Source organism: Rhodanobacter sp. MP1X3 (genome assembly GCF_014207165.1).
Classification (GTDB): domain Bacteria; phylum Pseudomonadota; class Gammaproteobacteria; order Xanthomonadales; family Rhodanobacteraceae; genus Rhodanobacter.
The window spans coordinates 377,396-402,754 of sequence record NZ_JACHCO010000001.1; the positions used below are offsets into that span (position 1 = coordinate 377,396).

The window sequence follows — 25,359 nt, forward strand, 5'->3', positions numbered from 1 at the left end:
TGAGCAAGCAAGGCACATGCCATCGCCAAATGGATGGCGAATCGACATCGGGGCATCACGATCGACATCACCATGATCGACGGCATGCGCCGATACCTTTGGATACCGGGGCCTCGCCATTGACGGGCGCGCTCGATGCGCTCAAGTCCGTGCGTGACGTGGCCGATACCATGCAATGAGTCGCGCTTGCAGTGGCTACCGTATCGAGGAACAAGCATGGTCGCTGCACCCTTGTTGGAAAGCGTGGAAAGCCACACCCGGCTGGCCGGACACAATCGGGTGGCGATGTTGCTGTTTCGTCTCGGCGATGCCCAGTTGTTCGGTATCAATGTGTTCAAGGTGCGTGAGGTATTGCGCAAGCCACCGCTGGAACGCATGCCCGGTGTACACGCCTTGCTCGCCGGCAGTTGTGACTATCGAGGCAAGACAATCCCGGTGATCGATCTTGGCGCGGCGATGGGCTATCCACCGTTGACTGCGATGGATTCAGCCCATCTGGTGGTGACCGAATTCAGTCGCTCGGTGCAGGGTTTCCTGGTGGCCGATTTCCAGCGCATCGTGCATTGCACGGGCGAATCACTGGAAGCGCCGTCCGGCGCGCTGGGTTTCGGCAGTCGGGTTAGCGCGGTGACGCGTATCGATGGCCAGCTGATGGCGGTTATCGATGTGGAACAGGTGCTGGTCAGTATCGATGGCTCGGCAGTCGAGGTATCCACGCGTTTGCAACAGGCCGCCGAGCAGCAGGCGATAAATCCGCGCCGGATACTGGTGGTGGACGATTCACTCGTGGCGCGTCAGCGCCTGGTAAGCGTTTTCAAACAGATGCACATCGATTGCGTCGTGGCAAAGAACGGTCGCGAAGGGCTTGATCGCCTACTCGAGCTGGCCAACGGGCCGGCCGAGGGAGGGGTGAATCTGGTGGTCTCGGATATCGAGATGCCATGCATGGACGGCTATGCGCTGACGCGTGCGATTCGCGAATCCCCCGCATTGCGCCGGATCAAAGTGGTGTTGCACAGCTCGTTGAGTGGCGTGTTCAACGAATCGATCGTGCGTGAAGTAGGTGCGGATCGGTTCATTGCGAAATTTCAGCCGGATTTGCTCGCCCAGACCGTATTGGAACTATTGCCGACGTCAACAAATTGACGTCGGTTTTTCAGGTCTAGCCGCGTCGGGATTTCGTCCTGACACGCCGATATAACGTCACCCAATGGGGTGAGGCGCCCGGCTGAGCGCGTTTTATCGGCCTTGAATCCGCAATCTGTCGCGTTGCGCTGTGGTGGCATGCAATTTGCTCTCGACTCTCAGGCGGACATTGCCGTAGGGAGTTTGCCCATGACCATCACCACTGACAGCGTGTTTGGACTGAATGCCCCGGCGCTCGCCCTCTGGCAGCGTCGATCCGAAGTCATTGCCTCCAATCTGGCCAATGCGGACACGCCCGGCTATCAGGCACGCGACGTGGATTTTCGCGCCGCGCTGCAGCAGGTCGGTGGCGAATCCAGTCAGCTTGCGATGAGCACGCCGACGGCAGGGCAGATCGATGCGACCAGCACCAGCACCGATGACCTCAAGTATCGCGTACCGATGCAGCCGAGCATGGATGGCAACACCGTCGATGCCCAGGTCGAACAATCCGCATTCGCCTCGAACACCGTCCATTATCAGGCCAGTCTGAGCTTCATCAACGCGACCATTCAGACGCTGCGCCTGGCCATCACCGGAGGTACCAGCTGATGTCGCTCATGAAGATTTTCGATACCGCCGGTTCCGGCATGGCCGCGCAGTCGCTGCGCCTCAACACCGTCGCCAGCAACCTGGCCAACGCCGACAGCGTCAGCAACAGCCCTGACTCGGCGTACCGCGCGAAAGAGCTTTTGTTCGCGCCGACGCAGAGCACGCAAGCGGGCTCGATCATGCAGGACGCCAGCGAAGGCACCAACGGCGTGCAAATGCTCGGTGTGACCGAAAGTCAGCAACCGGTCGAGACGCGTTACGAGCCCGGCAATCCCATGGCCGATGCCAATGGCACCGTCTACGGCAGCAACGTTAATCCGATCGACGAGCTGGTCAACATGATTTCGGCCTCGCGCTCGTACCAGAACAACGTCGAAGTGATGAACAGCGCCAAGCAATTGGCAATCAAGACCATCGAACTTGGCAGCTAACCAGAGGAATCATCCGTGACTATCGGCAGCGTTTCATCAACCAATACCAGCACTCTCAGCCTCACTGGCAGTACCACCACCACGGCGAGCTCGGGTTCGGAGCTCACGCAGGCTGACTTTCTCCAGCTGATGACCGCGCAGCTCCAGGCGCAGGATCCCACCAGCCCGATGGATAACTCGCAGTTCGCCTCCCAACTGGCGCAGTTCAGCCAGTTGTCCGCGACGCAGGATATAGACACCAACCTGCAATCGTTGAGCACTTCGCTGAGCAGTTCGATGCAGGCATCGCAGGTGCTCAGTTCGGCCAACCTCGTGGGGCGCCAGGTGATGGTGCCCTCCAGCACGGCGACCTACAGCGGCACTGCCGCCGTCAACGGCGCGGTGAACGTCACCAACGCCGGCGACATCCAGGTGCAAGTCACCGATTCGACCGGCACCGTGGTGCGCACGATGGATCTGGGTACGCAGCAGGCCGGACTGGCCAACTTCAGCTGGGATGGCACGGACAACAGCGGCACCGCCGTCGCCGCGGGGACCTACTCGCTGTCGGCGAACAATTCGGGAAGCACGACGGCACTCACGACCTATGTGTCCGCCGCTGTCACCGGCGTCGGGTATGGCGGAAGCACGACGGGTACGTATTTGCAGGTGGCGGGGATCGGCGGTGTTCCGCTGAGTCAGATTGCACAGATCAACTGATCGTGTCGCAACCGTAATCACTTTTCGAGGAATCCAGCATGGCTCTCAATCAAGCTCTCAGCGGCATCATCGCTGCGCAATCCGAACTCAACGTCATCTCCAACAACATCGCCAACTCCGGCACCACCGGCTTCAAGGGCTCGCGTGCCGAGTTCGCCGATGTTTTCTCGGTGACCGGGCTCAACCTCGCCGCGACCGCGGTCGGCAGTGGTGCCCGTCTCACCGACGTGGAGCAGCAGTTCACCCAGGGTGACATCCAGACCACCAACAACAGTCTGGATCTGGCGATCAGCGGCAACGGATTCTTCGCGGTCAACAATGGCAGCGGCGTGTCCTATACACGTAACGGTGATTTCCATCAGGACGCGACCACGGGTTTCGTGGAAACCGCGGACGGTTCGCGTTTGCAGGTGTATGCACCCAACGGCGCGGGCGGTTTCGATACCAGTTCGCTGACCAACCTGCAGCTCAACACCGCGCAGAGCAATGCGACGGCAACCAGCACCATCAGCATCACGGCAAACCTTCCTTCCAGCGCCACGGTTCCGACCACCACACCGTTCGACCCGAGCGACTCGACCAGCTACAACAATGCCACCTCGCTGACGGTGTATGACTCGCAAGGTGGCTCGCATCAGGCCACGGTCTACTACACCAAGACCGCGAACAACACGTGGAACGCGAGCCTGTATATCGACGGCGCGAGCGCCGGCACGCAGGCGGTCACGTTCAATTCGTCCGGCCAACTGGCAACCCCGGCCAGCGGCAATCTTTCGTTCACGCCGGTCCAGCCGACCAACGGCGCCACGTTCCCGACCAATATGACGGTCAACCTCACCAATACGACCCAGTTCGGAACGGCGTACTCCGCTGGATCGACCAGTCAGAACGGTTTCGAGGCCGGCACGCTCTCGTCGATCGATATCGATGCCAATGGCATCGTGACCGCGTACTACTCGAACAATCAGAGCAGTCAGCTCGGTCAGGTAGCGCTGGCCAACTTCACCAACCTGGGCGGGCTCGACCAGATCGGCAACACCAGTTGGAAGGCCAGCTCGGCTTCGGGTACCGCCATCATGGGCACTGCCAGCACCGGTCAGTTCGGTACGATCCAGTCGGGTGCGCTTGAAAGTTCCAATACCTCCGATACCACCGCCCAACTGGTCGACATGATCCAGGCGCAGCGCGATTACCAGGCCAATGCCCAGGTACTGAGCACCGACAGCACGCTGGCTTCCACGCTGTTCCAAGCGGTTTCCAGGTAATCCACGGGTATGGATCGCTCCGTCTACATCTCGATGACCGGCGCCACGCAGACGATGCGGGCACAGGATGCCGTGAGCCACAACCTGGCCAATGCATCCACGGTCGGCTTCAAGAGCGAGCTGAGCGCTTTTCAGAGTGTTCCGGTGCAGGGCGACGGCGCGGCGACGCGGATCAATGCGGTGGCACAGGGTATCGGCGAAGACGAATCGCAAGGCACGCCGCTGGCCACCGGTCGATCGCTGGACATCGCCGTGCGCGGCAACGGCTGGATCGCGGTGCAGGCGCCGGACGGTAGCGAGGCATATACGCGAGCGGGCGATCTGCAGTTGACCCCCGATGGTGGACTGACCGATGCGCGCGGCAATCCCGTACTCGGCAACAGCGGCCCGATCAGCGTGCCGAATAGCGCGCAGATCAGCATCGGCAACGACGGCACGGTATCCACCGTGCCGCTGGGGCAGGGGCCGAGCACGGTCGCGGAAGTCGACCGGATCAAGCTGGTCACGACAGATCCGGGCCAGCTGACCAAGGGATCGGATGGTCTGATGCACGTCCCTGGCGGTGGCCAGGCCGCGACTGACCCCAGCGTGCTGCTGACACCTGGCGCGCTCGAAGGAAGCAACGTCAATCCATCGTCGGAGCTGGTCAAGATGATTTCGCTGTCGCGCCAATACGAAATGCAGGTGCGATCGATCAAGACGGCCGAAGACGATTCCGACGCCAGCACCAAATTATTGCAGACGAGCTGACCCCGGCCGCTTTGCAGCCACGCACTTGGAGTAAGCCATGTTTTCTTCTCTCTGGATCGCCAAGACAGGTCTCGACGCGCAGCAGACGCGGATGGACGTGATTTCGAACAACCTGGCCAACGCCAGCACCACCGCGTTCAAGACATCGCGTCCGTCGTTCCAGGATCTGATGTACCAGAACGATGGCCAGCCTGGCGGTCAGACCACCGAACAGACGCAATCGCCTTCTGGTCTGTTGCTCGGCACTGGCGTGAAGGTGGCCGGCAGCGAGAAGTTGTTCACTCAGGGTGCGATTTCGCAAACCGGCAATTCGCTCGACGTGGCGATCCAGGGTCGCGGCTTCATCCAGGTGAGTCTGCCGGATGGCACTGTGGCCTATACGCGAGATGGCTCGCTGCATCAGGACAACACGGGCCAGATCGTCACTGCCGACGGTTATCCGTTGTCGCCGGCGATCACGCTGCCCAGCAACGTGCAGAGCCTGACCATTGGTACCGACGGCACCGTCACGGCCACCACCAATGGCTCCACCACGCCGGCTACCGTCGGCACGATCCAGCTGGCCGACTTCATCAATCCGGCGGGCCTGCAAGCGATGGGCCAGAACCTTTACCTCGAAACGGCATCCAGTGGCACGGCGCAAACCGGCCAGGCCGGCGTGAACGGCATGGGCACGCTGGCACAAGGTTCGCTCGAGTCCTCCAACACCAACGTGGTCGAAGAGATGGTCAACATGATCGAAGCCCAGCGCACGTACGAAATGAATTCCAAGTCGATCAGTGCCGTCGACGACATGCTGCAATTCGTCATCAACAAAACCTGAATTCGGCCATGTCGCACCTTTCCATTCTTGCTCGTGTCGCGATCGCTCTGGCCCTTGCTGCATTGGCCGGCTGTGCGGCCGCGCCGTCACACGAAGACGCCGATTGGGCGGCCACGCCGCCGCCTGAGCCGCCCCCGGCGACCCAGGCAGACGGGGCGATCTATCACGACATGCAGAACATGGAATTGTTTGCCGATGCACGCGCGCATCGCATCGGCGACATCCTCACCATCAACCTGGTCGAAAGCACGCAGGCCAGCAAGAAATCCGAAACCAGTACCGGCAAGACGGACAAGAGCACGATCAGCGCGCCGACCTTGCTCGGGCAATCGTTGAGTATCGGCGGCAAGACAGCGGACACCAGTACCAACGCCGCACGCAGCTTCGATGGCAACGGCAGCAGCACACAGAGCAACCAGCTCAGCGGCGCGCTCACCGTGACCGTGGCGCAGCGGTTGTCCAACGGCAATCTGCTGGTCCGCGGCGAAAAGTGGCTGACCATCAATCAGGGTCAGGAATTGGTGCGTATCTCAGGCATCGTGCGCGCACAGGATATCGAACAGGACAACTCGGTTTCCTCCACCCGCGTGGCCGATGCGCGCATTGCCTACACCGGACGCGGCACGCTCGCCGACGCCAATACCCAGGGCTGGCTTTCGCGCTTCTTCAATTCCAAGTGGATGCCTTACTGATGAACACGAAACCTCGGTGGCGGCGGTTTTCCGTTGGCGTCTGCATTGCAGCCGGATTGCTGCTTGCACTGTTCTGCGTTCCCGTGGCGCATGCGGACAAGGTGCGTGATCTGGTCGAAGTCGCTGGTGTACGCAGCAATCAGCTGATTGGCTACGGGTTGGTCGTGGGTCTGGACGGCACGGGCGACCAGACCACCCAAGCACCGTTCACCACGCAGAGCCTGCAAAACATGCTCAAGCAGTTCGGTGTCTCGGTGCCGTCTACGGTGCAGCCGCAGCTGAAAAATGTTGCGGCGGTCACCATCACCGCCGAGCTGCCGCCGTTCGCCAAGCCAGGTCAGGCGATCGATATCACGGTGGCTTCGATCGGCAATGCCAAAAGCATTCGCGGCGGCGAACTGTTGATGACGCCGCTGCGCGGTGCCGACGGCAACGTCTACGCGATGGCCCAGGGTAGTGTGGTGGTGGGTGGCGTCAGTGCGCAGGGGAAAAGCGGTTCCAGCGTCCAAATCAACATTTCCGCCAGCGGTCGCGTGCCCAATGGCGCCATGGTGGAACGCAGCGTGGCGTCCAACTTCAGCAACGGTGGCGATCTGGTCCTCAATCTGCGCAGCTCCGACTACACCACGTCGGCGCGTATCGCCGAGGCAATCGATCGCGTCTACGGCGCGGGCACGGCGCATCCGCTGGATGGCGGTTCGGTATCGGTGCGTGGGCCGGTCGATCCGGGTCAGCGCGTCGCCTGGCTGGGCGCCGTCGAATCGCTGGATGTGCAACCTGGCGACGCGCCGGCGCGGGTGGTGGTCAATTCGCGCACCGGCACCGTCGTAATCGGATCGGATGTGCGTGTGACGGCGGCCGCTGTTGCGCATGGCGCCATCCAGGTCACCATCAGCGAGCAGCCACAGGTCAGTCAGCCCAATGCCTTGAGCAACGGCCAGACCGCGATTGTGCCGAACAGCAACGTGTCCGTGAGCGAAGATGGCGGGCACATGTTCAAGTTCGGGCCCGGCGTCAGCCTGGATTCCATCGTGCGCGCGGTGAATCAGGTCGGCGCGACACCCAGCGATCTGATATCGATCCTGGAAGCACTGAAGCAGGCCGGAGCGCTGCACGCCGATCTGGTGGTGATCTGATGGCCGGTCCGGGTGATGTCGGCGCGCAGACGCTCAGTACCTGGACGGATCTGTCCGGGTTCAGCGCATTGCGCCAACAGGCTCGGACCGACAGCAAATCCACCTTGCCGGCGGTAGCCAAGCAATTCGAATCGATCTTCACGCAGATGATGCTCAAGTCGATGCGCTCGGCCAGCTTTGGCGATTCGCTGTTCGACAGCCAGGCCGGCGATCAGTGGCGGGACATGTTCGATCAACAGCTGTCGCTCGATCTGTCCCAGCACGGCAAGGGCCTGGGCATCGCCGACATGTTGTTGCGTCAGCTCGGAGGCAAGGATGCGCAAAGCACCCAGGCAGCGCATGCGCCCGGTGATCCGGCCGCGGCAGGCCTGGTCGATGGTTGGCGCCAGCGCCTTTACGAGGTGGCCGATGCGACGCGTTCGGCGGGCCGTTCGATGATGGCGTGGTTGCCGGCGGATGCCGAGGAATTCGTGCGCGAACTCGCACCGCAGGCCACCATTGTGGCCAGGCAGTTGGGCCTGTCGGTGCGAACCGTGTTGGCGCAGGCCGCGCTGGAAACGCAGTGGGGCAAGCACATGCCCAGGCATCCCGACGGCACCAGCAGTTTCAATCTGTTCGGCATCAAGGCGGGCAACAGCTGGAATGGAGAACGGGTCAACGTCCCCACGCTGGAATACGAAGACGGTGTCGCCGTACGCAGGCAGGCGCAGTTTCGCAGCTATAAGTCATCGGCCGACTCGCTGGCCGACTTTGCCGACTTGATCAACAACAACCCACGATATGCGCAGGCGCGCGGCCACGGTGACGATGTACTTGGTTACGCACACGCGCTGCTCAACGGCGGCTACGCGACCGATCCCGACTATGCGTCCAAGGTAGCCTCCATCGCCAACAGTTCGATGATGCGTCAGGCGCTGGATGCGCTCAAGAAAGTGGTCTCCATGCCGACACCCTGATATGCCGCGAGGGGCGTATCGGGGCGTCGGTACGCCCTAGCGTTTGGTTTCAGAAGGAAGGCTTCATGTCGAACATGCTCAGCAATGGCATTTCCGGATTGAATGCGGCCCAGGTCGCACTCAGCACCGTGAGCAATAACATCGCCAACGCAAGCACGACCGGCTATAGCCGCCAGAGCGTGGTGCAGGTCGAAAGCATTGGGCAGAGCAACGGCACATATACGATCGGCAGCGGCGTCGATGTGATAGGCGTGCAACGTGCTTACAGCCAGTACCTCACGAGTGCCGTCTGGAGCAGCAATTCCAGTTTGCAGGCTGCCACGACCACGAGCGGATTGACGACCACCCTCAACAGCCTGTTGAGCAATAGCGGCAACCTGCAGACTTCGCTCGACACGTTCTATGGTGGTTTCAGCAGTGTGGCCAGTTCACCGAGTTCATCCTCGACGCGTCAGGCGTTGCTCGGTGATGCCTCGTCGCTGGCGACGGTATACAACACGCTCGGCCAGCAATTGAGTCAGCAGCGGACGCAGGTCAATAGCCAGGTCGGCGATGCTGTCGCCAGCATCAATACGGTGACCCAGCAGATTGCCACGCTCAACGGTCAGATCAGTGTGGCCAGCATCAACGGCACGCCGAACGATTTGCTGGACCAGCGCGACACCCTCGTCCAACAGCTGACCGGTCTGACAGGGGCGTCAGTGGTGGCCGAGAGTAATGGCTCGATCAGTGTGTATACCTCGGCTGGTCAGACCCTGGTGAGCGGCACGCAATCGTATGCGTTGTCGACCAAGAGCAACCCGTACGACCCGACGACGACCGATGTCGTCGACAGTGCCGGTAACGACATCACGTCACAGCTCAGTGGCGGTTCGCTGGGCGCGCTGATCAACTATCGCGACAACACGCTGGTGGCGGCGCAGAACCAATTGGGCCAGTCAGCGATCGCGCTGGCGAACAGCGTCAACAATCAGCAGGCACAGGGTCTCGATCTCAACGGCACGCAGGGCCAGGCGATTTTCAGTGTCGGCGCACCGAGTGTGCTGCCATCCAGCAACAATGCCACTGGCGGCGCTACCGTCACGGCGACCGTGAGCGATGTCTCCCAGCTCACCAGTTCGGACTATGTGCTCAAGTACACCGGTACTGGCACGGGGACCAATGGCTGGAGCCTGGCCACGACCGGCGGTCAGAGTGTTTCGTTGACGGCCAATGCGGATGGCACGTTATCCGGCGCGGGCCTGACCTTCAGCACCTCGGGCACTGCACAGGTGGGTGACAGTTACGAAATCCAGCCTACCCGCACCGCCGCCAACACGCTTGCTGTCAGCCTGACCGATCCCAGCGGCGTGGCGGCGGCAGCGGCGCTTACCGCCAGCGCGACGACTACCAATACAGGTAGCGGCGTGGCCGGGGCGGTCAGCGTCACCGATACCAGCAACGCAAATCTACTGGCGGGCGCCAAGATCACGTTTGGTGCAAACAGCACGTACAGCATTACCGATGGCAACGGCAATACAACGTCGGGTACCTACACCGCAGGCCAACCCATCAGTGCGGACGGCTGGAGCCTCAGCTTGACTGGCACACCCGCCAGCGGCGACAGCTTCAACGTCGCGGCGAATACCAATGGACTCAACGACAACACCAACGCATTGGCGCTGGCAAGCCTGGCCGATGCCGGTGTGCTCGATGGCGGCAAGACGTCCGTCGTACAGAGCTATGCCAACCTCACAGCCCAGATCGGTACGGTAGGTAGTCAGGCTACGGCCGACTTGACTACGCAGACCAGTTTGTACAACCAGGCGTTGGGTAATCAGCAGAGCCTTTCGGGCGTCAACCTCAATGAAGAGGCGGCCAACCTGGTGAAATTCCAGCAGGCCTATCAGGCGTCGGCACAGGTAATTTCCACGGCGCAGTCCATTTTCACCAGCCTGATCACGGCCATTCAGGGGTAATCGCGATGATCCGTATCTCCACCAGCTGGATGTACCAGCAGTCGCTGAACACCATGATGAATCAGCAGAGCACGCTGGCACAGACACAGAGCGAGGTCAGCAGTGGCTATCGCATCAACGTGGCGTCCGACGATCCGGCTGGCGCGGCACAGGTCGTGACCCTGGGGCATATCATCGCCGACAACACACAGTATTCGAGCAATATCGATAGCGCCAACACGCGACTCTCGACCGAAACCAATGCGCTCAATTCCGTCACCAGTCTGCTCAACAGCGCCAACGACATCGGCTTGCAGGCCATCAATGGTTCGCTATCATCCAGCGATCGTAGTGGCATGGCGACGCAGCTCACGCAAATCCGCGATGCGCTGGTGCAGTTGGCCAACACCACCGACGCCAATGGTGCAGCACTATTCGCCGGTACCAGCACCACCAGTTCGGCGTTCACGCTCAACGCCAGTGGCACGGTGACCTATAACGGTAACGACGCGCAGTCATTCACTGCCGTCGGTGCGGGTGCCCAAGTGGCAAATGCCGATCCAGGCAGCTCGATTTTCATGAATGTCGCCGCAGGCAATGGCTCCTTCGTGGCCAGCGCGAATGCCGCCAATACCGGCACGCTGGTCGTAGGCAGCAATAGTGTCAGCGATACCAACGCGTGGAGTGCGGCGACCGCGTCCGGACCGATCAACGACACCATCACCTTCGGTGCCAACGGTACATACGCGGTCACCGATGCCAGCGGCAATCCAGTCACCGATTCGAGCGGCAATCCGGTTACCGGCACGTATACAGACGGCGATTCCATCAGTGTGAATGGCGCCTCGATAACCTTGAGTGGCACGCCCGCTGCCGGTGACACGGTCAGCCTGACGTCCGACAGCGCGCAGAACACACAGGACGTTTTCAGCACGCTCAACAACATGATCAACGCGTTGCAGAGCGGCTCCAGCTCCACCGCGCTGAACAACACCTTGAATCGCCAGTTGGAGTCGCTCAACCAGGCAATGAACAATGTCACCAGCACTCAGGTGGCCGTAGGTGGCCGACTGAATACGTTGCAGCAACAGCAGACCAGCTACGCCAACCTCAACGTGACCTACCAGAGCGCGTTATCGGACGTGCAGAACGTCGACATGGCTAGCGCCATCAGCAACCTCTCGCTGCAATCCACCGCCTTGCAGGCCTCGCAGCAAGTGTTCGCCAAAGTGCAAGCGATGAGCTTGTTCAACTACATCCAGAGCTAGGGATGACGATCTATCCAGCCTAGGTGACACTGGCTCGGTCCAAACCTATCAAGGCGTACCGCCCCTTTGCGGGAGCGGTCAGCGTTGTAGTGCATCAGCCAGGCAACCACGCGTTGCGCCAGTTCACCAGGCGCTCGCCGTTGAGCATCCAGTCGCGCTGCACGACATCGCGCAAGTCATCGCCGGCTTTGGCGGTCGCATCCATGTCGTCCAAATGCATGCGGATGCCGGTCATCCAGTCTTTGTAGCGGTTCTTGACGCGCGTCGCCGGCAGATCGTTGTCGTAGCAGGCGATGTCGCTGCATACGACCGGGAAACCACAGGCACCGTATTCGAGCAGACGCAGATTGCTCTTGCAGGCGTTGAATATGTTGTCTTCCAGCGGCGCCAGCGCGAGATCGAGATTGAGTGACGCCAGTTTAGTCGGGTATTCCTCGATCGGCACGCCCAGATGAAACTCATGAACGTAGGGCCGCAGTTTGTCCGGGCACATGCCGAAGAAGACCCATTCCACCTCGCCGGCCAGATCGCGCACCACATCGGCAATCAATTCCAGATCGCCACGATGGCTCGATCCACCGCCCCAGCCCACACGCGGTTTGGTGCCGGTGCCTCGCTGGTTTTTCAGATCGCCCCACCATGTCGGCGGCAACCGGTTTTCGACCACGCGGATATCGGCGTGGAAGCCCTTGAACTGTTCGGCCAGTGCTTCGGTCGATACGACGAAGCGATCGGCGGTGCCGATTGCCCGACGCAACGACTTGACTACATCCTTCGGCATGACGCTGTGGAACGCACTCTTGACCGGAATGTTGGGGAGATAGTCGTCCAGTTCGAAAACCTTGAACGCGCGCGAGAAGTCGCGATAGTTTTCCATGATCTTGATCTGCGTGTCGGTGACCTGTCGCTGCAGCACCAGCGCCGTGGGTTGAAAGCGCTCCATGGCAACGGGTAGCAGATGCACGCCGGCCACCATGCCTTCGGCCAGTCCCTCGCGCTGCATGGAGGCGAAGGGCTGGCGAATGCGGTAGTGGCCGCAGCCATGTGCGTCGGCGGCGACGCAGAACAAGCGTGGCAACAGCGGTTGCGCGAACGGCTGCCACGCCTTGTTGCATAGTTGATCCAACTCGAAGCCGGTGCCTTCGATGCTCAGGTTGGTGCTGTAGGCAGGGTCACGCGCAAGTAGCGGCATCCATTTGCGGTACATCGCATTCTGTTCGCCCTGGAAGCGTTTCTGCTTGGCGTCCTGCGCGGTCTTGTCGACCTTGGTCTGGCTCACGCTGCCTTCGTGCATCAGCCGTGCATACGGGGTCCATACGGTGAGATAACCGGCTTGGTGCACCTTGAGGCAGAGATCGACATCGTTGTAGGAAACCTTGAAATCCTGTTCATCCAGGCCGCCCACGTCGTCATAGACAGATTTGCGCACCATCAGGCACGCGGCAGTGACGGCGGTGTAGTTCTGATCGACCTGCAGTCGATGCATGTAACCGTCGGCATCCATGGGTTGGCCGATGAACGGGTGATCCGCCGGACCACGCAGACCGAGCACGACGCCGCCATGCTGGATACGGCCATCTGGGTAATGCAGCTTGGCGCCGACGATACCTATTTCGGGACGCTGCGCGTGGTTGAGCAGGGCTTCGATCCAGTCTTCGTGCAATACCGCGGTGTCGTTGTTGAGCAGCACGAGATACTCGCCGCGTGCCTGGGTTGCGGCAAAGTTGTTGATTGCCGAGTAGTTGAAAGGATGCGGATAACGCAGCACACGTACCTGCGCACTGTTCAGCCGCTCGATGCCATCCAGGTAGGCGCAGGCAGCCGGTTCCTGGCTGTCGTTGTCGACGATCAGCAGCTCGTAGTTCGGGTAGCTTGTCTTGGCCAGCAGGCTGTCGATCAGCCCGTTGAGCATCGGCAGCTGGTCACGCGTGGGAACGATGATCGACACCAGCGGCTGCTGCGTGTGCAGGTAGCGCACTCGGTTGAAACCGGGCAGTACGCCGGCCTCGACGGCATGGGGGATACCCAGCCGCTGCAGATGTTCGGCCACGATCGTGGCGCTGTGTAACTTCACCGCATCCGATGACAACCACGTTCCGTAGGGCAGTGCCGCACGGTGCATCATCTCGCCGACATGACCGATAGTGTGCAGGCCGTCGCTTTCGATCAGGCGAAACAGCAAATCGTAACCGGCCAGGTCATCGACGCTTTCCCGCAGGCTGCCCAGTTCGATGCAACGCTCGCGCTGGAATGCGATTGCACGGCCAACATAAGGGTAGCTGCGCAGCAGATCGAGATTGAGGTCGGGTTTGAAGATCGGCGCATCAAACGTGCCGTTCGCATGAGTGTCTTCGTCGAAGTAGCTGGCGCGCAGATGCGGTGTCGACGCGATACGTTCGGCCAGGAGCAGCAATGCGGACGGATGCAGTACGTCGCCGGCGAACATCAGCTGGACCCAATCAGCCTCGCTCGCGGCCAGGTGTTGATTGACCTGTGTTGTCCACGCATCGATGCCGTATGCGATCACGACACGGACGTCGCGATGCGGATACTGCTGCGCATCCAGACTCGCCTCGCTGCGCGCGAGTGCCTCCGCATCACCCTGGGTGTTGATCAGCAGCACCTGAATGTGTGGCGGTTTGCCCAGATCCGCGATATGTCGAAGTGCCTGCGCAACGGCAACTTCATCCAGGGACTGCTCCGCCTGCCAGTGCTTGTAACGATTGACGGGCGACGGGGGCGGCAGCAGCTGCGGCAATGCCTTGATATGGCGATCAGTACGATTCCAGCGATCGTTGTCGTGAATTTCGCGGGCCAGCGACTCGCTGATGCTGCGGCCATGCCCGATCCACTCCGGCGATGCATCCAGCCACAGACGTTTGCAAAGCCAGGTCATCCGATCGTTCGGCGCGGAGAAACCGGTGAGTTTGTCCAGGCCGGTTTCTTGCGCGAGCTGCCATAGGCCGACATAGATCGGAATCTGTTTCTCAATCGTCTGGTAAGCGCGCCATTCGGGACCCCGATAGACGCATTGCCCGTTCGCATCGATAACCATCTTTGCGGGCACGGCGTCGAGCCATGCACCGTCGAGTTTGTCGTCGTCATCGGCCTGCGCGTAGACGAAGGCCAGCCATCGCTGCAACAGAGCGATCAACTGGTCGGCGCGTCGTGCATGGATGGCCTGACGGATACGCACGAGCAACGAGCGCCCCTGCACATAAGGCCGCGATTCCGTCACGTGTTCGAAGGTGGGTGAGTTCCACGAGCGGTCGGGCAGTGTCTGCCGAGGCACGACGTGGATGTCACCGTCGGCGACAAGGTAGTCGATGACCTTGTCGAGTGCGGGCATCCGGTCGTCCACGTAGGCCTGTGCCAGTCGATCCGCGCAGACAGGCGAAGCAACGCCAGCGCGACGCGCGATCAGGAAAAGACCGGGCGCGTGTTCGGCCAGCGTGCCGGCTTCGTAGAAACGCTCCCATTGCACAGCCTGTCTGGCGCCGTCGCGCGGGAACAGCCTGTCCGCGACGAGATCGTCCACACGCAGCGCGGTCTGATCGGACAGCGCACGTTCCGCGATGACCACCTCAGGCAGCTGAATGTCGGGAAAGACCAGTTGCACATCGATCGTGTCCAGGCCCTCGGCGCGCAATGTCGTTTCGATCTGATGGCGGGCGGGCACGTTGACGTCGGCCGCGTCGCTCTGGCGGTTGGCAACGGCCAGCAGGAGTATGCCGTCGGGTTTCAATGCGGCGCTGGCGATCCGGATGCTTTCACTCAATGCCTCGCCGTGTGGCCACGCTTCTGCGTAACCATCCGGTGTCGTCAGGAAAACGACGTCGTACTCGGGACTCAACTGAAGCTGGCGCAGGCTGGCCTGGAATACGCGTGCTTGCGGGTGTGGCTTGAGACGCGCCGCCGCTACCCGTGCCCAGTGCGGGGCGAACTCGATCGCATCCACGCTGCAGCCGCGTTCGATCCATGCCTGCGTCATCACGCCGGCACCGCAGCCAAGTTCCAGCACGCGGCTGCCTTCGGCGATGCCATCGACGACGTGCAAGAGATTGGTTCTGCGCGGGGACAGCGCCAATGTGCTGGTGCCATCGATGATGTATTCGGTGAGGGCCGAGGAGAAGACCTGCGCGTCTGACACCTCTTGCATGAGGTCGAATAGCCGTGCCGCGCCGCGATGCAGGTTGCCATGAGCCACCGGCACGCGTACGGGCGAGTGCCACACGCCTTCATCGTTCTGCACAAACGCCTGCAGTGGCCAGCGCGGCGGCAGGATGCCGAGCTGGGCGACTACGCGTAGCACGATGTCGTCATGCGCATCGTTGTGAAAACGCTCGTGCAGCAGGAACTCGTTCCACTCACGGGTACCGGTGCCATCCGCCCAGCCTTTGGAAAACTTGCGCTGGCATTCGTCTTCGGATTTGCTCCAGTAATGGTTGATGCGCAAAACATCCACGGAGACCTTGCCGGTAAACGAGCCTTCGACGGCTTGCAGATTTTCATCCACCGCTTTGGCATCGTCGGCATAGATCATGGAATGCGCATTGACGAAGCTGCGCACTTTCGACGGCTGCACGATGCTCTTGATGTGCGAGTTCTCGGGGCGATAGCTGCCATCGGCGCGGCGCAGGTGGGGATAAGGAAGCTGCGCATCGAGCTGTCCGCGGCGCAGGTAATTTTCCAGCACGCCGCCTGCGGGCTTTTGCTTGTGCCCGGCGGATCCGAACATCACCCAGTTCACGCCGACGGCGGGATGATCAACGAAGTCGGCCAGCACGTCCGGCAGCGGTGTGGCCTTGGGTGAAAACAGGAATTCATCCAGGTCGAGAAACGCCAGCCAGTCGATTTGTGTGCCGTAGGTTTTCAGGCAGTGTTCGTACGCCTGCAGCTGGGCCGGATGTTGCGGCCACTCATGCAGAATGACGGCGCCGGACTGGAGGTGGCCCTGCAGTGCATCCAGGTAGCGATCCGAGCTGTTGTTGTTGTAGAGGTAAAACCTCTCCACTCCCATCAGCTGGTGGAATTCCAGCCACTCGCGCAAGTATTCGGCTTCGTCCTTGAAGACGGCGCATATCGCCAGTACACAACGCATTCGTTTTTCCTTTGCCGTCATGAAAGGGCGGTTGTCGCGACGGAATTCCGTCACCGAACGCCCACACCCTTGATTTACCCGGATGACAGCAAACTTGGTGCCAAGCGTTTTGGCTTCGATCGCGTCGATCCGTTGCCTCCCGTTTCGTGACGTGCTAGCGACTTTGCAAAAAGACGTCTGCGAATCCTCAAGTATTTCCACCGCAGGCCGAAAAACTTCTCGAGGCGGTTGGTACTCCGTTTGTCGGAAACCCCGCCGGAATGCGTCCAACTCGACAAACCGGCTTTCGGTTCCCAAGGAGACACCCATGTCACTGGTTATCAACACCAACATCTCTTCGCTGAATGCGCAGAACAACCTCACTAAGTCGCAGAGCGCGCTGGCGCAGGCGACCGAGCGTCTTTCCTCCGGCTTGCAGATCAACAGTGCCGCCGACAACGCCGCCGGCTTCGCGATCGCCACCCGCTTCCAGACCCAGATCGGCGGTTTGTCCACGGCCAGCACCAACGCCAGCGACGCGATCAATCTCGCGCAGACCGCCGGTTCGGCGCTGGACCAGGTCACCTCCAACCTGCAGGCCATCCGCGACCTTGCGGTGCAGGCTGCCAACGGTACGTATCAGGCGTCCGACCGCGCGGCGATCAATACCGAAGTGCAACAACGCCTGTCGGAAATCACCCGTATCGCCAACCAGACCAGCTTCAACGGCACCAACGTCCTGAACGGTCAGGCCGGTAGCCTGTCCTTCCAGATCGGCGCCAACGTGGGCCAGACCATCAATGTGAACCTGGGCCAGGGCGTGACCACCAGCCAGGTGGGTCAGATTTCCGAAGTATCCACCGGTAACCTGAGCGGCGCTTTCGTCGATGCCAGTGGCGCCACTGGTGCCGCGCTGAGCCTGAGCGGCCTGTCCATCACGGGTGCGGACGGTACGGCCGTCACCTTTACCGGCGACGTCCAGGCACACAGCGCGCAGGACGTGGCGGATGCCATCAACGCTGCCGGCATCAACGGTGTCAGCGCAGCGGTCAATGCCAGTGGTGGTATCAACATCTATTCCAGCGGCGAACTGGCAGTCAACGGCGCAGCCGTCACCGGTGCCTCTGCCAACTCCGCAGCGGCCGGCTTCACCACCTTCACCACCGCTGCGACAGGCTACGGTGCTTCAGGTCTGGGTACGGCGGCGACGGGTCTGTCGGCGACAGGTGCGGCTTACACCGATGGTGCTGCGCTGAGTGCCTCGGGTTCGCTGACGGGCGGCGACGTACTCACGGTGGACGATGCCAACCAGTTGATCAATCGAGTGGATGCGGCACTGACCACGGTCAGCAACTTCAACAGCACGCTGGGTGCGATCCAGAACCGCTTCCAGTCGACCATCGCCACGCTGAGTGCGCAGTCGACCAACCTGCAGTCCTCGCAAAGCTCGATTCAGGACGCGGACTTCGCCCAGGAAACCGCCAACCTGAGCAAGGCCCAAGTGCTGCAGCAGGCCGGTATCTCGGTGCTGGCCACGGCCAACTCGCAGCCGCAGAACGTGCTGAAGCTGTTGCAGTAATACGCTTGACCGGCCATGGCTTCGAGCCATGGCCGGGTTTTTGCTTAGACCTTCTGGCGGCGTGGTTGGCCGTCAGAAATCCCACTCGAGTGGCAGATAAAGCCTTCGCACATGGCGAAGATTTTGCCGGCGGCTCGGTGGATCGCGGCGGCACCGCGGTGTTTCGAAGTTCGACTTTGCGAGGCCTTTCATGAGCACCATCTCCAGCACCAGTTCGACGACCAGTGCCTTGACGACGACCAGTTCTACGTCAGGTACATCGACCTCGACGTCGGGAACCACCAGTTCGGGTACGACATCCATCAGTGGTACCGGGTTGCTCAGCTCGCTGGGTCTCGGTTCGGGGCTCGATGTCACCTCGATCATCAGTGCGCTGGTGAATGCCAAACAGGCCGGTCCGCAGGCCCAGATTGCGGCGCAAACCGCACAAGACCAGAATCAGATAGCCGGCCTGACCGGCCTCGGCACGGCGCTTAGCGCGCTGCAGTCGGCACTGTCGGAATTGACATCCAGTACGACTTACGCGACGTACAACGCCACGCTAAGCAATACGGCCGTGGGCACGGCAACGACCTTGCCCAACGCGACGCCGGGTACGTATGACATCAATGTCAGTTCGCTGGCTACCGCACAGAAACGCTTGAGCGGCACATTCAGCAGCACCGCAACCGTGGGCACGGGCACGCTGAATATCAGTGTCGGCAGCAATACGATCGCGGTCCCGGTTTCATCGACCGATACGCTATCGAGCATCGCGACGTCGATCAATAATGCGGCGAACAACCCCGGGGTTTCTGCAACGGTGGTGGTCGGTACGAGCGGCTCCCAATTGGTGCTCACGTCGACCAAGACGGGTGTCGCCAACGCTTTCAGCATCAGTGCCAGCAGCGATAGCAGCAGCGGCGTCAGTTCGCTGGCGACATCGCTCAATACTGCCGGCAGCAGCGAGGCCAGCGACGCTTCTCTCACGATCGACGGTATTGCGGTCACCAGCGCCAGCAATCAGGTCTCCGGTGCATTGACCGGCGTGACCCTCAATCTTGCCGCCACCGGCACATCCACGCTGACGGTGGCGCAGGACACATCGCCCATCAGCAGCGCGGTCAATGATTTCGTGACGGCGTATAACAGTTACGCGAGCATGATCGGGACACTCAGCAGCTACGACCCGACTTCGGGAACGGCGGGTGTGTTGCTGGGCGATACAACACTGGCATCGATCCAGCGCCAGGTTTCCTCGCTGATCAGTAGCTCGGTCAGCGGCAACAGCATAGGCACGCTGGCCAATCTCGGCATTACCCGCAATGCCGACGGCACCATGTCGCTCGATGCAAGCACGCTGGCGACAGCGTTGAGCAGCAACCCCTCGGCGGTACAGGGACTTTTTTCCGGGACCAATGGCCTGGCCACGCAGCTCAACAATACCGTCAACAACTACACCAGCAGCGACGGGATCCTGCAGACGCGAATCACCAGCCTCAACGCTAATCTCACCAGCCTGCAGACCGAGACGACCGCGCTCAATCAACGCATGTCGGTCTACCAGCAGCAACTGGCACAGCAATACACCGCACTGGGTACATTGATCTCCTCACTCAATAACACGAGCTCTTATCTGACCCAGTCTCTGGCTGCCCTCAACGACAGCAGCAGCAAGAGCTAATACAAGGAAGCGCCATGAGTTACGCCATGATGCGAAGTGCAGGCTCCCTGTATCGCCAGACCAGCGCACAGGGGAGTGTCGAGGGTGCCGATCGGCACCAACTGATCGGCATGCTGCTCGATGGCCTGGTCGACCGGATCAATCAGGCTCGCGGCCACATCCTGCATCAGGATGTCCCAGCCAAGGGCCAGAGTTTCTCCAAGGCCATCGCCATCCTCACCGAGTTGCGGGAAAGCCTTGACCACACCGTGGAACCGAAACTGACGCAGCGGCTCGATGGTCTGTACGACTATGTGACCCGTCGCCTGCTCTACGCACAGCTCAACGATGAGCTGACGGCGCTGGATGAGTGTCAGCGCCTGATCGCGCCCGTTCGCGATGCGTGGCATGGCATTCGCGAGGGCTTTCTCGCGCAACAGGCATCGTCCCCAGTGGTGGTGCGATGAGCGATGCCTCCGACGCAGGGCTGCAACGTGCGCTGGTCATCACCTTGCAAATGCTGGCGGCTGCGGATGAGGGAGAGTGGCAGCAGGTTATCGAACTGGATGCCGAGCGGCAGCCATGGATGCAGCCAACCCTTTCGGATCGTCGCAGCAGCGAGCTGCTGACGACGCTGCACCAGCACAACGAACGTCTGCTTGAGCGTGCTGCCGCTGCCCGTGAGTCGGTGCAGCGGGAATTGGGCCGGCATAAATACAACAATCGCGCCTTGAGCGTATATATCGCCTCATCCGGTTGAAAGCCGGTCGGGCTGGGGAAGTCCATTGAACGCGCGTACGCCGGGATGATGCGCTATATGAATGGACCTATCGATCGAGTCGCAGGATCGGTCCATTGACAGCGTCAGGAGCGGGCAGATGCACGACAAAAAATGGCAGGAATTCTCTCAGCGAATGGCCTACGAAGGCAGTTTGCACATGGCCGTGGAGCCGCTGGACAACGCACCGGAGGCATTGGCCGGATACAACGAGCGGAATCTGCACGTTCTGCGGGCACTGGCGTCGCTGGATGAGCGACGGGCCGAGAACAGCGGCGAGGATGATAATCCGCTGATGCAGGAATTGCTGCGCATGGACAGCAAGATCAATGTGCTGATGGAAGTGGTCAATCGGCTACTGATCCCGATAACGCAGTTGCCGGGCCAGCACGTCATCCGTTTCAACGCGCTCGGTGTCGTTGTTCCCCAGGATTTGTTGCCAGCGACCGAACAGCTATTAGTACGTCTGCATTTCGACGCCTGCCGTGCCCTGCCGCTCGAACTGCCGGGGCGTCTCGAGCACCGATTCGACGATGGGTCGGTCTATATCGCTTTTATTGAATCGAGCGAAATGGTCGAAGATGGGTTGGAACGTTTCGTTTTTCGTCACCACCGACGAAAAGTGGCAGAGGCCCGCGCGACGGCATTATGAAGACGTGGATGCCTCGACTTTAAAAACGTGACGGTCATCACTTATTAGGGCGTCTGCGCGAAAAAATTTTGACGTAACCGTTTTCATCCGGCGTCTTGGGCAGTCATTTCTGACCTGTTTTTACTTTCATAAATATCGATCTAAATTAGACGTCTACGCGCACTTTTCGTGCAACTTCTTGCGACATATTTATCGAGTCACGCTCCACGCCCCGCGCGTGGATGCTGCTGCCGTAAATTTTTTGGCACCCTTCTTGCTGAAACCTATCGCAGGTGTCGCGATGGATCGCTGACACAGAAGGGGCAACACGGTCTGGGATCGTCCCGTGTTCGTTCGGCGGTATTGGAGATGGACTTTAGCATCATGCATAAAGGCAATTTTCTTGTGATGGAGCGCGACGACGCGCGAGCCAGCAGCATTGTTTCGGCATTGCAATTTCTGGGTTATCACTCGCAGCGGTGGGATGCGTCTCAGGACACTGATTTGGCATCGGATGACTGGCGCGTGGTCTATCTGGGCAGCTTCGTCGACGAAGACGAAGACCGTCAGGCACTGACGTTGCTGCAAGAGCAGAACGATCGGCTGCTGTTACTGGTTTGTGCTGATTCGCCGCATGCCGCATTCCTGGCGGCTCCCAGTTCCGGCTTTGCCGGTCGCATGGAGTTGCTGGAATTTCCGCTGCGCTATGAGCGCCTGTCGGAGGCCATTCGCAGTTTGCACACGCGCCAGCTGGCATCGATTCCGGTGACCCAGCGTCTGGTGGGTGATTCGGTGGCCATGGGCAAGGTCAATGCACTGATCCGCCAGGTTGCGCCGTTCGACTCGAATGTATTGGTGCTGGGTGAATCCGGTACGGGCAAGGAAATGGTCGCGCGCAGCATTCACGACTGTTCGCCGCGTCGCGACAAGCCGTTTATTGCCGTCAATTGCGGCGCGATCCCCGCCGAGCTACTCGAGAGTGAATTGTTCGGCCACGAGAAAGGTTCCTTCACCGGCGCGATCAGTGCGCGCAAGGGGCGTTTCGAGCTGGCCGAGGGCGGCACGCTGTTCCTGGACGAGATCGGTGACATGAGCCTGCCCATGCAGGTCAAGCTGCTGCGCGTTTTGCAGGAGCGCGTGTATGAGCGCGTCGGTGGCACCCGCACTCTGCGTAGTAACGTGCGCATCATCGCTGCCACCCATCGCAATCTGGAACGGGCCATCGTTGAAGGCCGATTCCGCGAAGATCTGTATTACCGGCTGAGCGTATTTCCGCTGGAAATGCCGGCGTTGCATCAGCATCTGGAAGACCTTTTCAAGCTGATCACCGAGTTCAACCAGCGCCTGTCACGGCGTGGCCTGGGTGGCGTGCGTTTCAGCAACAGCGCAATGCAGGCGCTACGCCAATATCGGTGGCCCGGCAATGTGCGAGAGCTTTCCAACCTGGTCGAACGGCTGGCGATTCTCTATCCGCAAAGCGAAGTGCGTGCCTGCGATCTGCCGGAAAAATATCGCGGCGCTCAATCCGCCGACGAAGTAGGTGGCGGAGTGCTGGCGTGGATGGACGGACCGCCGCAGTCTGCATTGGCCAGCGCAGGCATCACGTCGGATACCGACATGTTGCTGCCTGAAGGCGGTGTGGATCTCAAAGACCATCTGGCGGACATCGAAGTGGGGCTGATTCGCCAGGCACTGGATATCACCGACGGTGTGGTGGCGCACGCGGCCAAATTGCTGCGGATGCAGCGCACGACGCTGGTCGAGAAGTTGCGCAAATACGGTCTGCAGGCGGGTGTAGCTGCACAGTGAGTAGTGTCGGTTGCGTGGCATGGCTTGTGCTTACATCTCTTCAATCACTGTCCAGCGTTGGAAAACCGACATGAGCCAAATTGACGTCAACAGCGTTCTCTCGCAAATGCGGCAGCTCGGCACGCAAGCTGCATCGATGGTGTCCGAAACCCCGATTGGAGTCGCAGGCAATGCAGCCGGCAGCGCAACCGGAATCGATTTCGGATCGCTGCTCAAGCAATCAGTGGCAGCCGTTGCGGACAGTCAGTCGACAGCGCAGACCCAGGTCAATGCGTTCGAGCGAGGTGATGCCGGATCCGATATCGGTAGCACCGTCATCGCTGGACAGAAGGCAGATCTCTCTTTCCGCGCGCTGGTGCAGGTGCGCAACAAGCTCACCGATGCCTACACCAACATCATGAACATGCCGGTCTGATTCCGGATCACCACCCGACGCCCTCGGCGTCATCACGATTAGAGTATTCATGGCCGAAAACGCCATCACACCGTCAGGTAACGGTTCGCGCCTGGATCCGCTGAAAAGCCTCCTGCGCAATCCGGCGACCCGGCTTCTCATGCTGCTGTTCGGCGTCGCCGCCGCAGTGGCATTCGGCGTGGCGATCGTGCTGTGGTCACGCGGCCCCAACTACGCGCTGCTGTATGCCGGGCTCGATCCCAAAGATGCTTCAAGCATCACGCAGGCCTTGCAGGCCAGCAATACCCCGTACAAGTTGGGCGCCGACGGCGCCTCCATTTCCGTGCCGGCAGAAACACTTGCCGACACCCGACTGCGGCTGGCCGGGCAGGGGCTGCCGCAGGGCAGTACCGCGGGCGGCATGTTGCCGCAAAGCGATTCACCCTTCGGCATGAGCGATCTGGCCGAAACCACACGCTATCAGCAGATGCTGGAAACCGACCTTGGCAGCACCATCGCCGGGCTCCAGTTCGTGCGTGCGGCGCGTGTCCACCTTGCGTTGCCGAAAACGTCGGCGTTCATTCGTGATAATCGTCCGGCCAGCGCGTCGGTGCTCTTGACGCTTTACCCCGGACGCCAGCTCGACAGCAGTCAGGTCGGCGCGATCGTGCACCTGGTTTCGGCCAGCGTGCCCGACCTGGATCCGGCGCAGGTATCCGTAGTCGATCAGCAAGGTGCGTTGCTTACGGTGGCCGATCCTGACAGCCCCGGCGCAGTGGGCGATATGCGCCTGCGCCTCGCCACGCGCATGGAGAACAGTTATGCGCAGCGTATCGAAGAGCTGCTCACGCCGTTGGTCGGCGTGGGTCGGGTCCGTGCGCAAGTGCATGCCGATCTGGATTTCAGCCAGACCGAAAAGGCTACCGAAAGCTACGACAACGCCAATCCGGCGGTGCGCAGTGAGCAGACCAGCAGCGAGCAGAAGCGCGATGACGTGGGTGGTGCGATCGCTGGTGCGTTGAGCAATCAGCCGCCAAACAGCACGCCGCAGCCGACCGCGGCCAAGCCCAATGTTGCGAATGCCAAGGCAGCCACGGCGCAGACATCCACGCCTAGCCAAACCTCGTCGAGTTCGACGCGCAATTACGAGTTGGGTCGCACCATCAGCCACGTCAGCGACCCGGCCGGTCGGCTGGTACGCCTCTCCGTCGCCGTGGTGGTCGACAACAAGGCGGCGATCGACGGCAAGGGCAAGAGCGTGCCGTTCGGTACGCAGGATCTGCAGCACCTCACCGATCTGGCCAAGAACGCGGTGGGTTTCGATGCGCAGCGCGGCGATACGGTCAGCGTGATCAATCAAGCCTTCACCGAGACGCCGGTGGATGCCGCGCCCTTCGTCCAGCCGTTCTGGCAGCACCCGGGGATGATGGATCTGATCAAGCAGGGCGTGGGCATCCTGATCGCGCTGCTGATTGCCTTCGGTCTGCTGCGCCCGCTGCTCAAGGGCCTGATGCGCGCGCCCGAACCGCTCGCTGCGTTGCCCGGGCCGATGCCATCGGTGTCCGTGCGCATCAGCGATGACGATCGCCTCGACGAACGTCCCGACCCCATGCGCATCGGCTCGCCGCAGATTCAGTCGATGGCCTACGAACAGAAGATCGGCCAGGCCCGCAAGTTGGTCCAGGAAAATCCGAAGCAGGTGGCGCAAGTAGTCATGAACTGGGTAGGCGACGATGGCAGTTGAGCCGATGG

Annotated in this window: 21 protein-coding genes; 20 read left to right on the plus strand and 1 reads right to left on the minus strand. The window is 60.9% G+C overall.

The window, feature by feature from the left end:
- Positions 1 to 216: 216 nt before the first annotated feature.
- The 12 genes from HDE79_RS01475 (at position 217) to flgL (ending at position 11,694) form a co-directional block, all read left to right on the plus strand.
- Positions 217 to 1,146, plus strand: coding sequence for a chemotaxis protein (locus tag HDE79_RS01475; protein ID WP_184600150.1), 930 nt, complete (start codon positions 217 to 219; stop codon positions 1,144 to 1,146).
- 189 nt (positions 1,147 to 1,335) lie between these two features.
- On the plus strand, positions 1,336 to 1,737 hold the full coding sequence (gene flgB / locus HDE79_RS01480; RefSeq protein WP_184600151.1) for a flagellar basal body rod protein FlgB: 402 nt from the start codon (positions 1,336 to 1,338) through the stop codon (positions 1,735 to 1,737).
- Positions 1,737 to 2,168: a flagellar basal body rod protein FlgC gene (gene flgC / locus HDE79_RS01485; protein ID WP_184600152.1), complete on the plus strand. Its 432-nt coding sequence runs from the start codon at positions 1,737 to 1,739 to the stop codon at positions 2,166 to 2,168. Before flgB ends, flgC begins: the two co-directional genes overlap by 1 nt.
- A 15-nt stretch (positions 2,169 to 2,183) precedes the next feature.
- A complete protein-coding gene (locus HDE79_RS22185) occupies positions 2,184 to 2,867 on the plus strand; it encodes a flagellar hook capping FlgD N-terminal domain-containing protein (RefSeq protein ID WP_343205892.1) in 684 nt (227 codons plus the stop codon).
- 38 nt (positions 2,868 to 2,905) lie between these two features.
- Positions 2,906 to 4,132 (plus strand): flagellar hook protein FlgE, encoded by a 1,227-nt coding sequence (gene flgE, locus HDE79_RS01495; RefSeq protein ID WP_184600153.1) that lies wholly within the window; start codon positions 2,906 to 2,908, stop codon positions 4,130 to 4,132.
- 9 nt (positions 4,133 to 4,141) lie between these two features.
- Positions 4,142 to 4,882, plus strand: a complete 741-nt coding sequence (gene flgF, locus HDE79_RS01500) for a flagellar basal-body rod protein FlgF (protein ID WP_184600154.1) — start codon at positions 4,142 to 4,144, stop codon at positions 4,880 to 4,882.
- Positions 4,883 to 4,919: 37 nt separating this feature from the next.
- Positions 4,920 to 5,705, plus strand: coding sequence for a flagellar basal-body rod protein FlgG (flgG, locus tag HDE79_RS01505; RefSeq protein ID WP_184508932.1), 786 nt, complete (start codon positions 4,920 to 4,922; stop codon positions 5,703 to 5,705).
- 8 nt (positions 5,706 to 5,713) lie between these two features.
- Positions 5,714 to 6,397 (plus strand): flagellar basal body L-ring protein FlgH, encoded by a 684-nt coding sequence (flgH, locus tag HDE79_RS01510; protein ID WP_184600155.1) that lies wholly within the window; start codon positions 5,714 to 5,716, stop codon positions 6,395 to 6,397.
- Positions 6,397 to 7,533 (plus strand): flagellar basal body P-ring protein FlgI, encoded by a 1,137-nt coding sequence (locus HDE79_RS01515; RefSeq protein WP_184600156.1) that lies wholly within the window; start codon positions 6,397 to 6,399, stop codon positions 7,531 to 7,533. The genes flgH and HDE79_RS01515 overlap by 1 nt, the downstream gene beginning before the upstream one ends.
- Positions 7,533 to 8,489 (plus strand): flagellar assembly peptidoglycan hydrolase FlgJ, encoded by a 957-nt coding sequence (gene flgJ, locus HDE79_RS01520; protein WP_184600157.1) that lies wholly within the window; start codon positions 7,533 to 7,535, stop codon positions 8,487 to 8,489. Before HDE79_RS01515 ends, flgJ begins: the two co-directional genes overlap by 1 nt.
- 65 nt (positions 8,490 to 8,554) lie before the next feature.
- Positions 8,555 to 10,447, plus strand: coding sequence for a flagellar hook-associated protein FlgK (gene flgK, locus HDE79_RS01525; RefSeq protein ID WP_184600158.1), 1,893 nt, complete (start codon positions 8,555 to 8,557; stop codon positions 10,445 to 10,447).
- A gap of 5 nt (positions 10,448 to 10,452) precedes the next feature.
- Positions 10,453 to 11,694: a flagellar hook-associated protein FlgL gene (gene flgL / locus HDE79_RS01530; protein ID WP_221439982.1), complete on the plus strand. Its 1,242-nt coding sequence runs from the start codon at positions 10,453 to 10,455 to the stop codon at positions 11,692 to 11,694.
- Between the two features lie 94 nt (positions 11,695 to 11,788).
- Here the strand turns inward: flgL and HDE79_RS01535 are convergent, their stop codons facing one another.
- Positions 11,789 to 16,795 carry a glycosyltransferase family 92 protein gene (locus HDE79_RS01535; RefSeq protein WP_184600159.1) on the minus strand — a complete coding sequence of 1,669 codons (5,007 nt, stop codon included), beginning with the start codon at positions 16,793 to 16,795 and terminating at the stop codon, positions 11,789 to 11,791.
- 307 nt (positions 16,796 to 17,102) lie between these two features.
- On the opposite strand from HDE79_RS01535, the gene HDE79_RS01540 reads away from it, so the two are divergent.
- From HDE79_RS01540 to fliF, 8 genes are all read left to right on the plus strand, one after another.
- Positions 17,103 to 18,353 carry a flagellin gene (locus HDE79_RS01540; protein WP_184600160.1) on the plus strand — a complete coding sequence of 417 codons (1,251 nt, stop codon included), beginning with the start codon at positions 17,103 to 17,105 and terminating at the stop codon, positions 18,351 to 18,353.
- A 190-nt stretch (positions 18,354 to 18,543) separates the two neighbouring features.
- Positions 18,544 to 20,016, plus strand: coding sequence for a flagellar filament capping protein FliD (gene fliD / locus HDE79_RS01545; protein WP_184600161.1), 1,473 nt, complete (start codon positions 18,544 to 18,546; stop codon positions 20,014 to 20,016).
- Between the two features lie 14 nt (positions 20,017 to 20,030).
- Positions 20,031 to 20,462 carry a flagellar export chaperone FliS gene (fliS, locus tag HDE79_RS01550; protein WP_184600162.1) on the plus strand — a complete coding sequence of 144 codons (432 nt, stop codon included), beginning with the start codon at positions 20,031 to 20,033 and terminating at the stop codon, positions 20,460 to 20,462.
- Positions 20,459 to 20,755, plus strand: a complete 297-nt coding sequence (locus HDE79_RS01555) for a hypothetical protein (protein ID WP_184600163.1) — start codon at positions 20,459 to 20,461, stop codon at positions 20,753 to 20,755. Before fliS ends, HDE79_RS01555 begins: the two co-directional genes overlap by 4 nt.
- Positions 20,756 to 20,873: 118 nt before the next feature.
- Entirely contained in the window at positions 20,874 to 21,425 is a 552-nt protein-coding gene (locus HDE79_RS01560; RefSeq protein WP_184600164.1) for a PilZ domain-containing protein, read from the plus strand.
- 363 nt (positions 21,426 to 21,788) lie between these two features.
- Positions 21,789 to 23,213 carry a sigma-54 dependent transcriptional regulator gene (locus HDE79_RS01565; protein WP_184600165.1) on the plus strand — a complete coding sequence of 475 codons (1,425 nt, stop codon included), beginning with the start codon at positions 21,789 to 21,791 and terminating at the stop codon, positions 23,211 to 23,213.
- A gap of 70 nt (positions 23,214 to 23,283) precedes the next feature.
- A complete protein-coding gene (fliE, locus tag HDE79_RS01570; RefSeq protein ID WP_184600166.1) occupies positions 23,284 to 23,628 on the plus strand; it encodes a flagellar hook-basal body complex protein FliE in 345 nt (114 codons plus the stop codon).
- 49 nt (positions 23,629 to 23,677) lie between these two features.
- Positions 23,678 to 25,351: a flagellar basal-body MS-ring/collar protein FliF gene (fliF, locus tag HDE79_RS01575; protein ID WP_184600167.1), complete on the plus strand. Its 1,674-nt coding sequence runs from the start codon at positions 23,678 to 23,680 to the stop codon at positions 25,349 to 25,351.
- Positions 25,352 to 25,359: the final 8 nt, after the last annotated feature.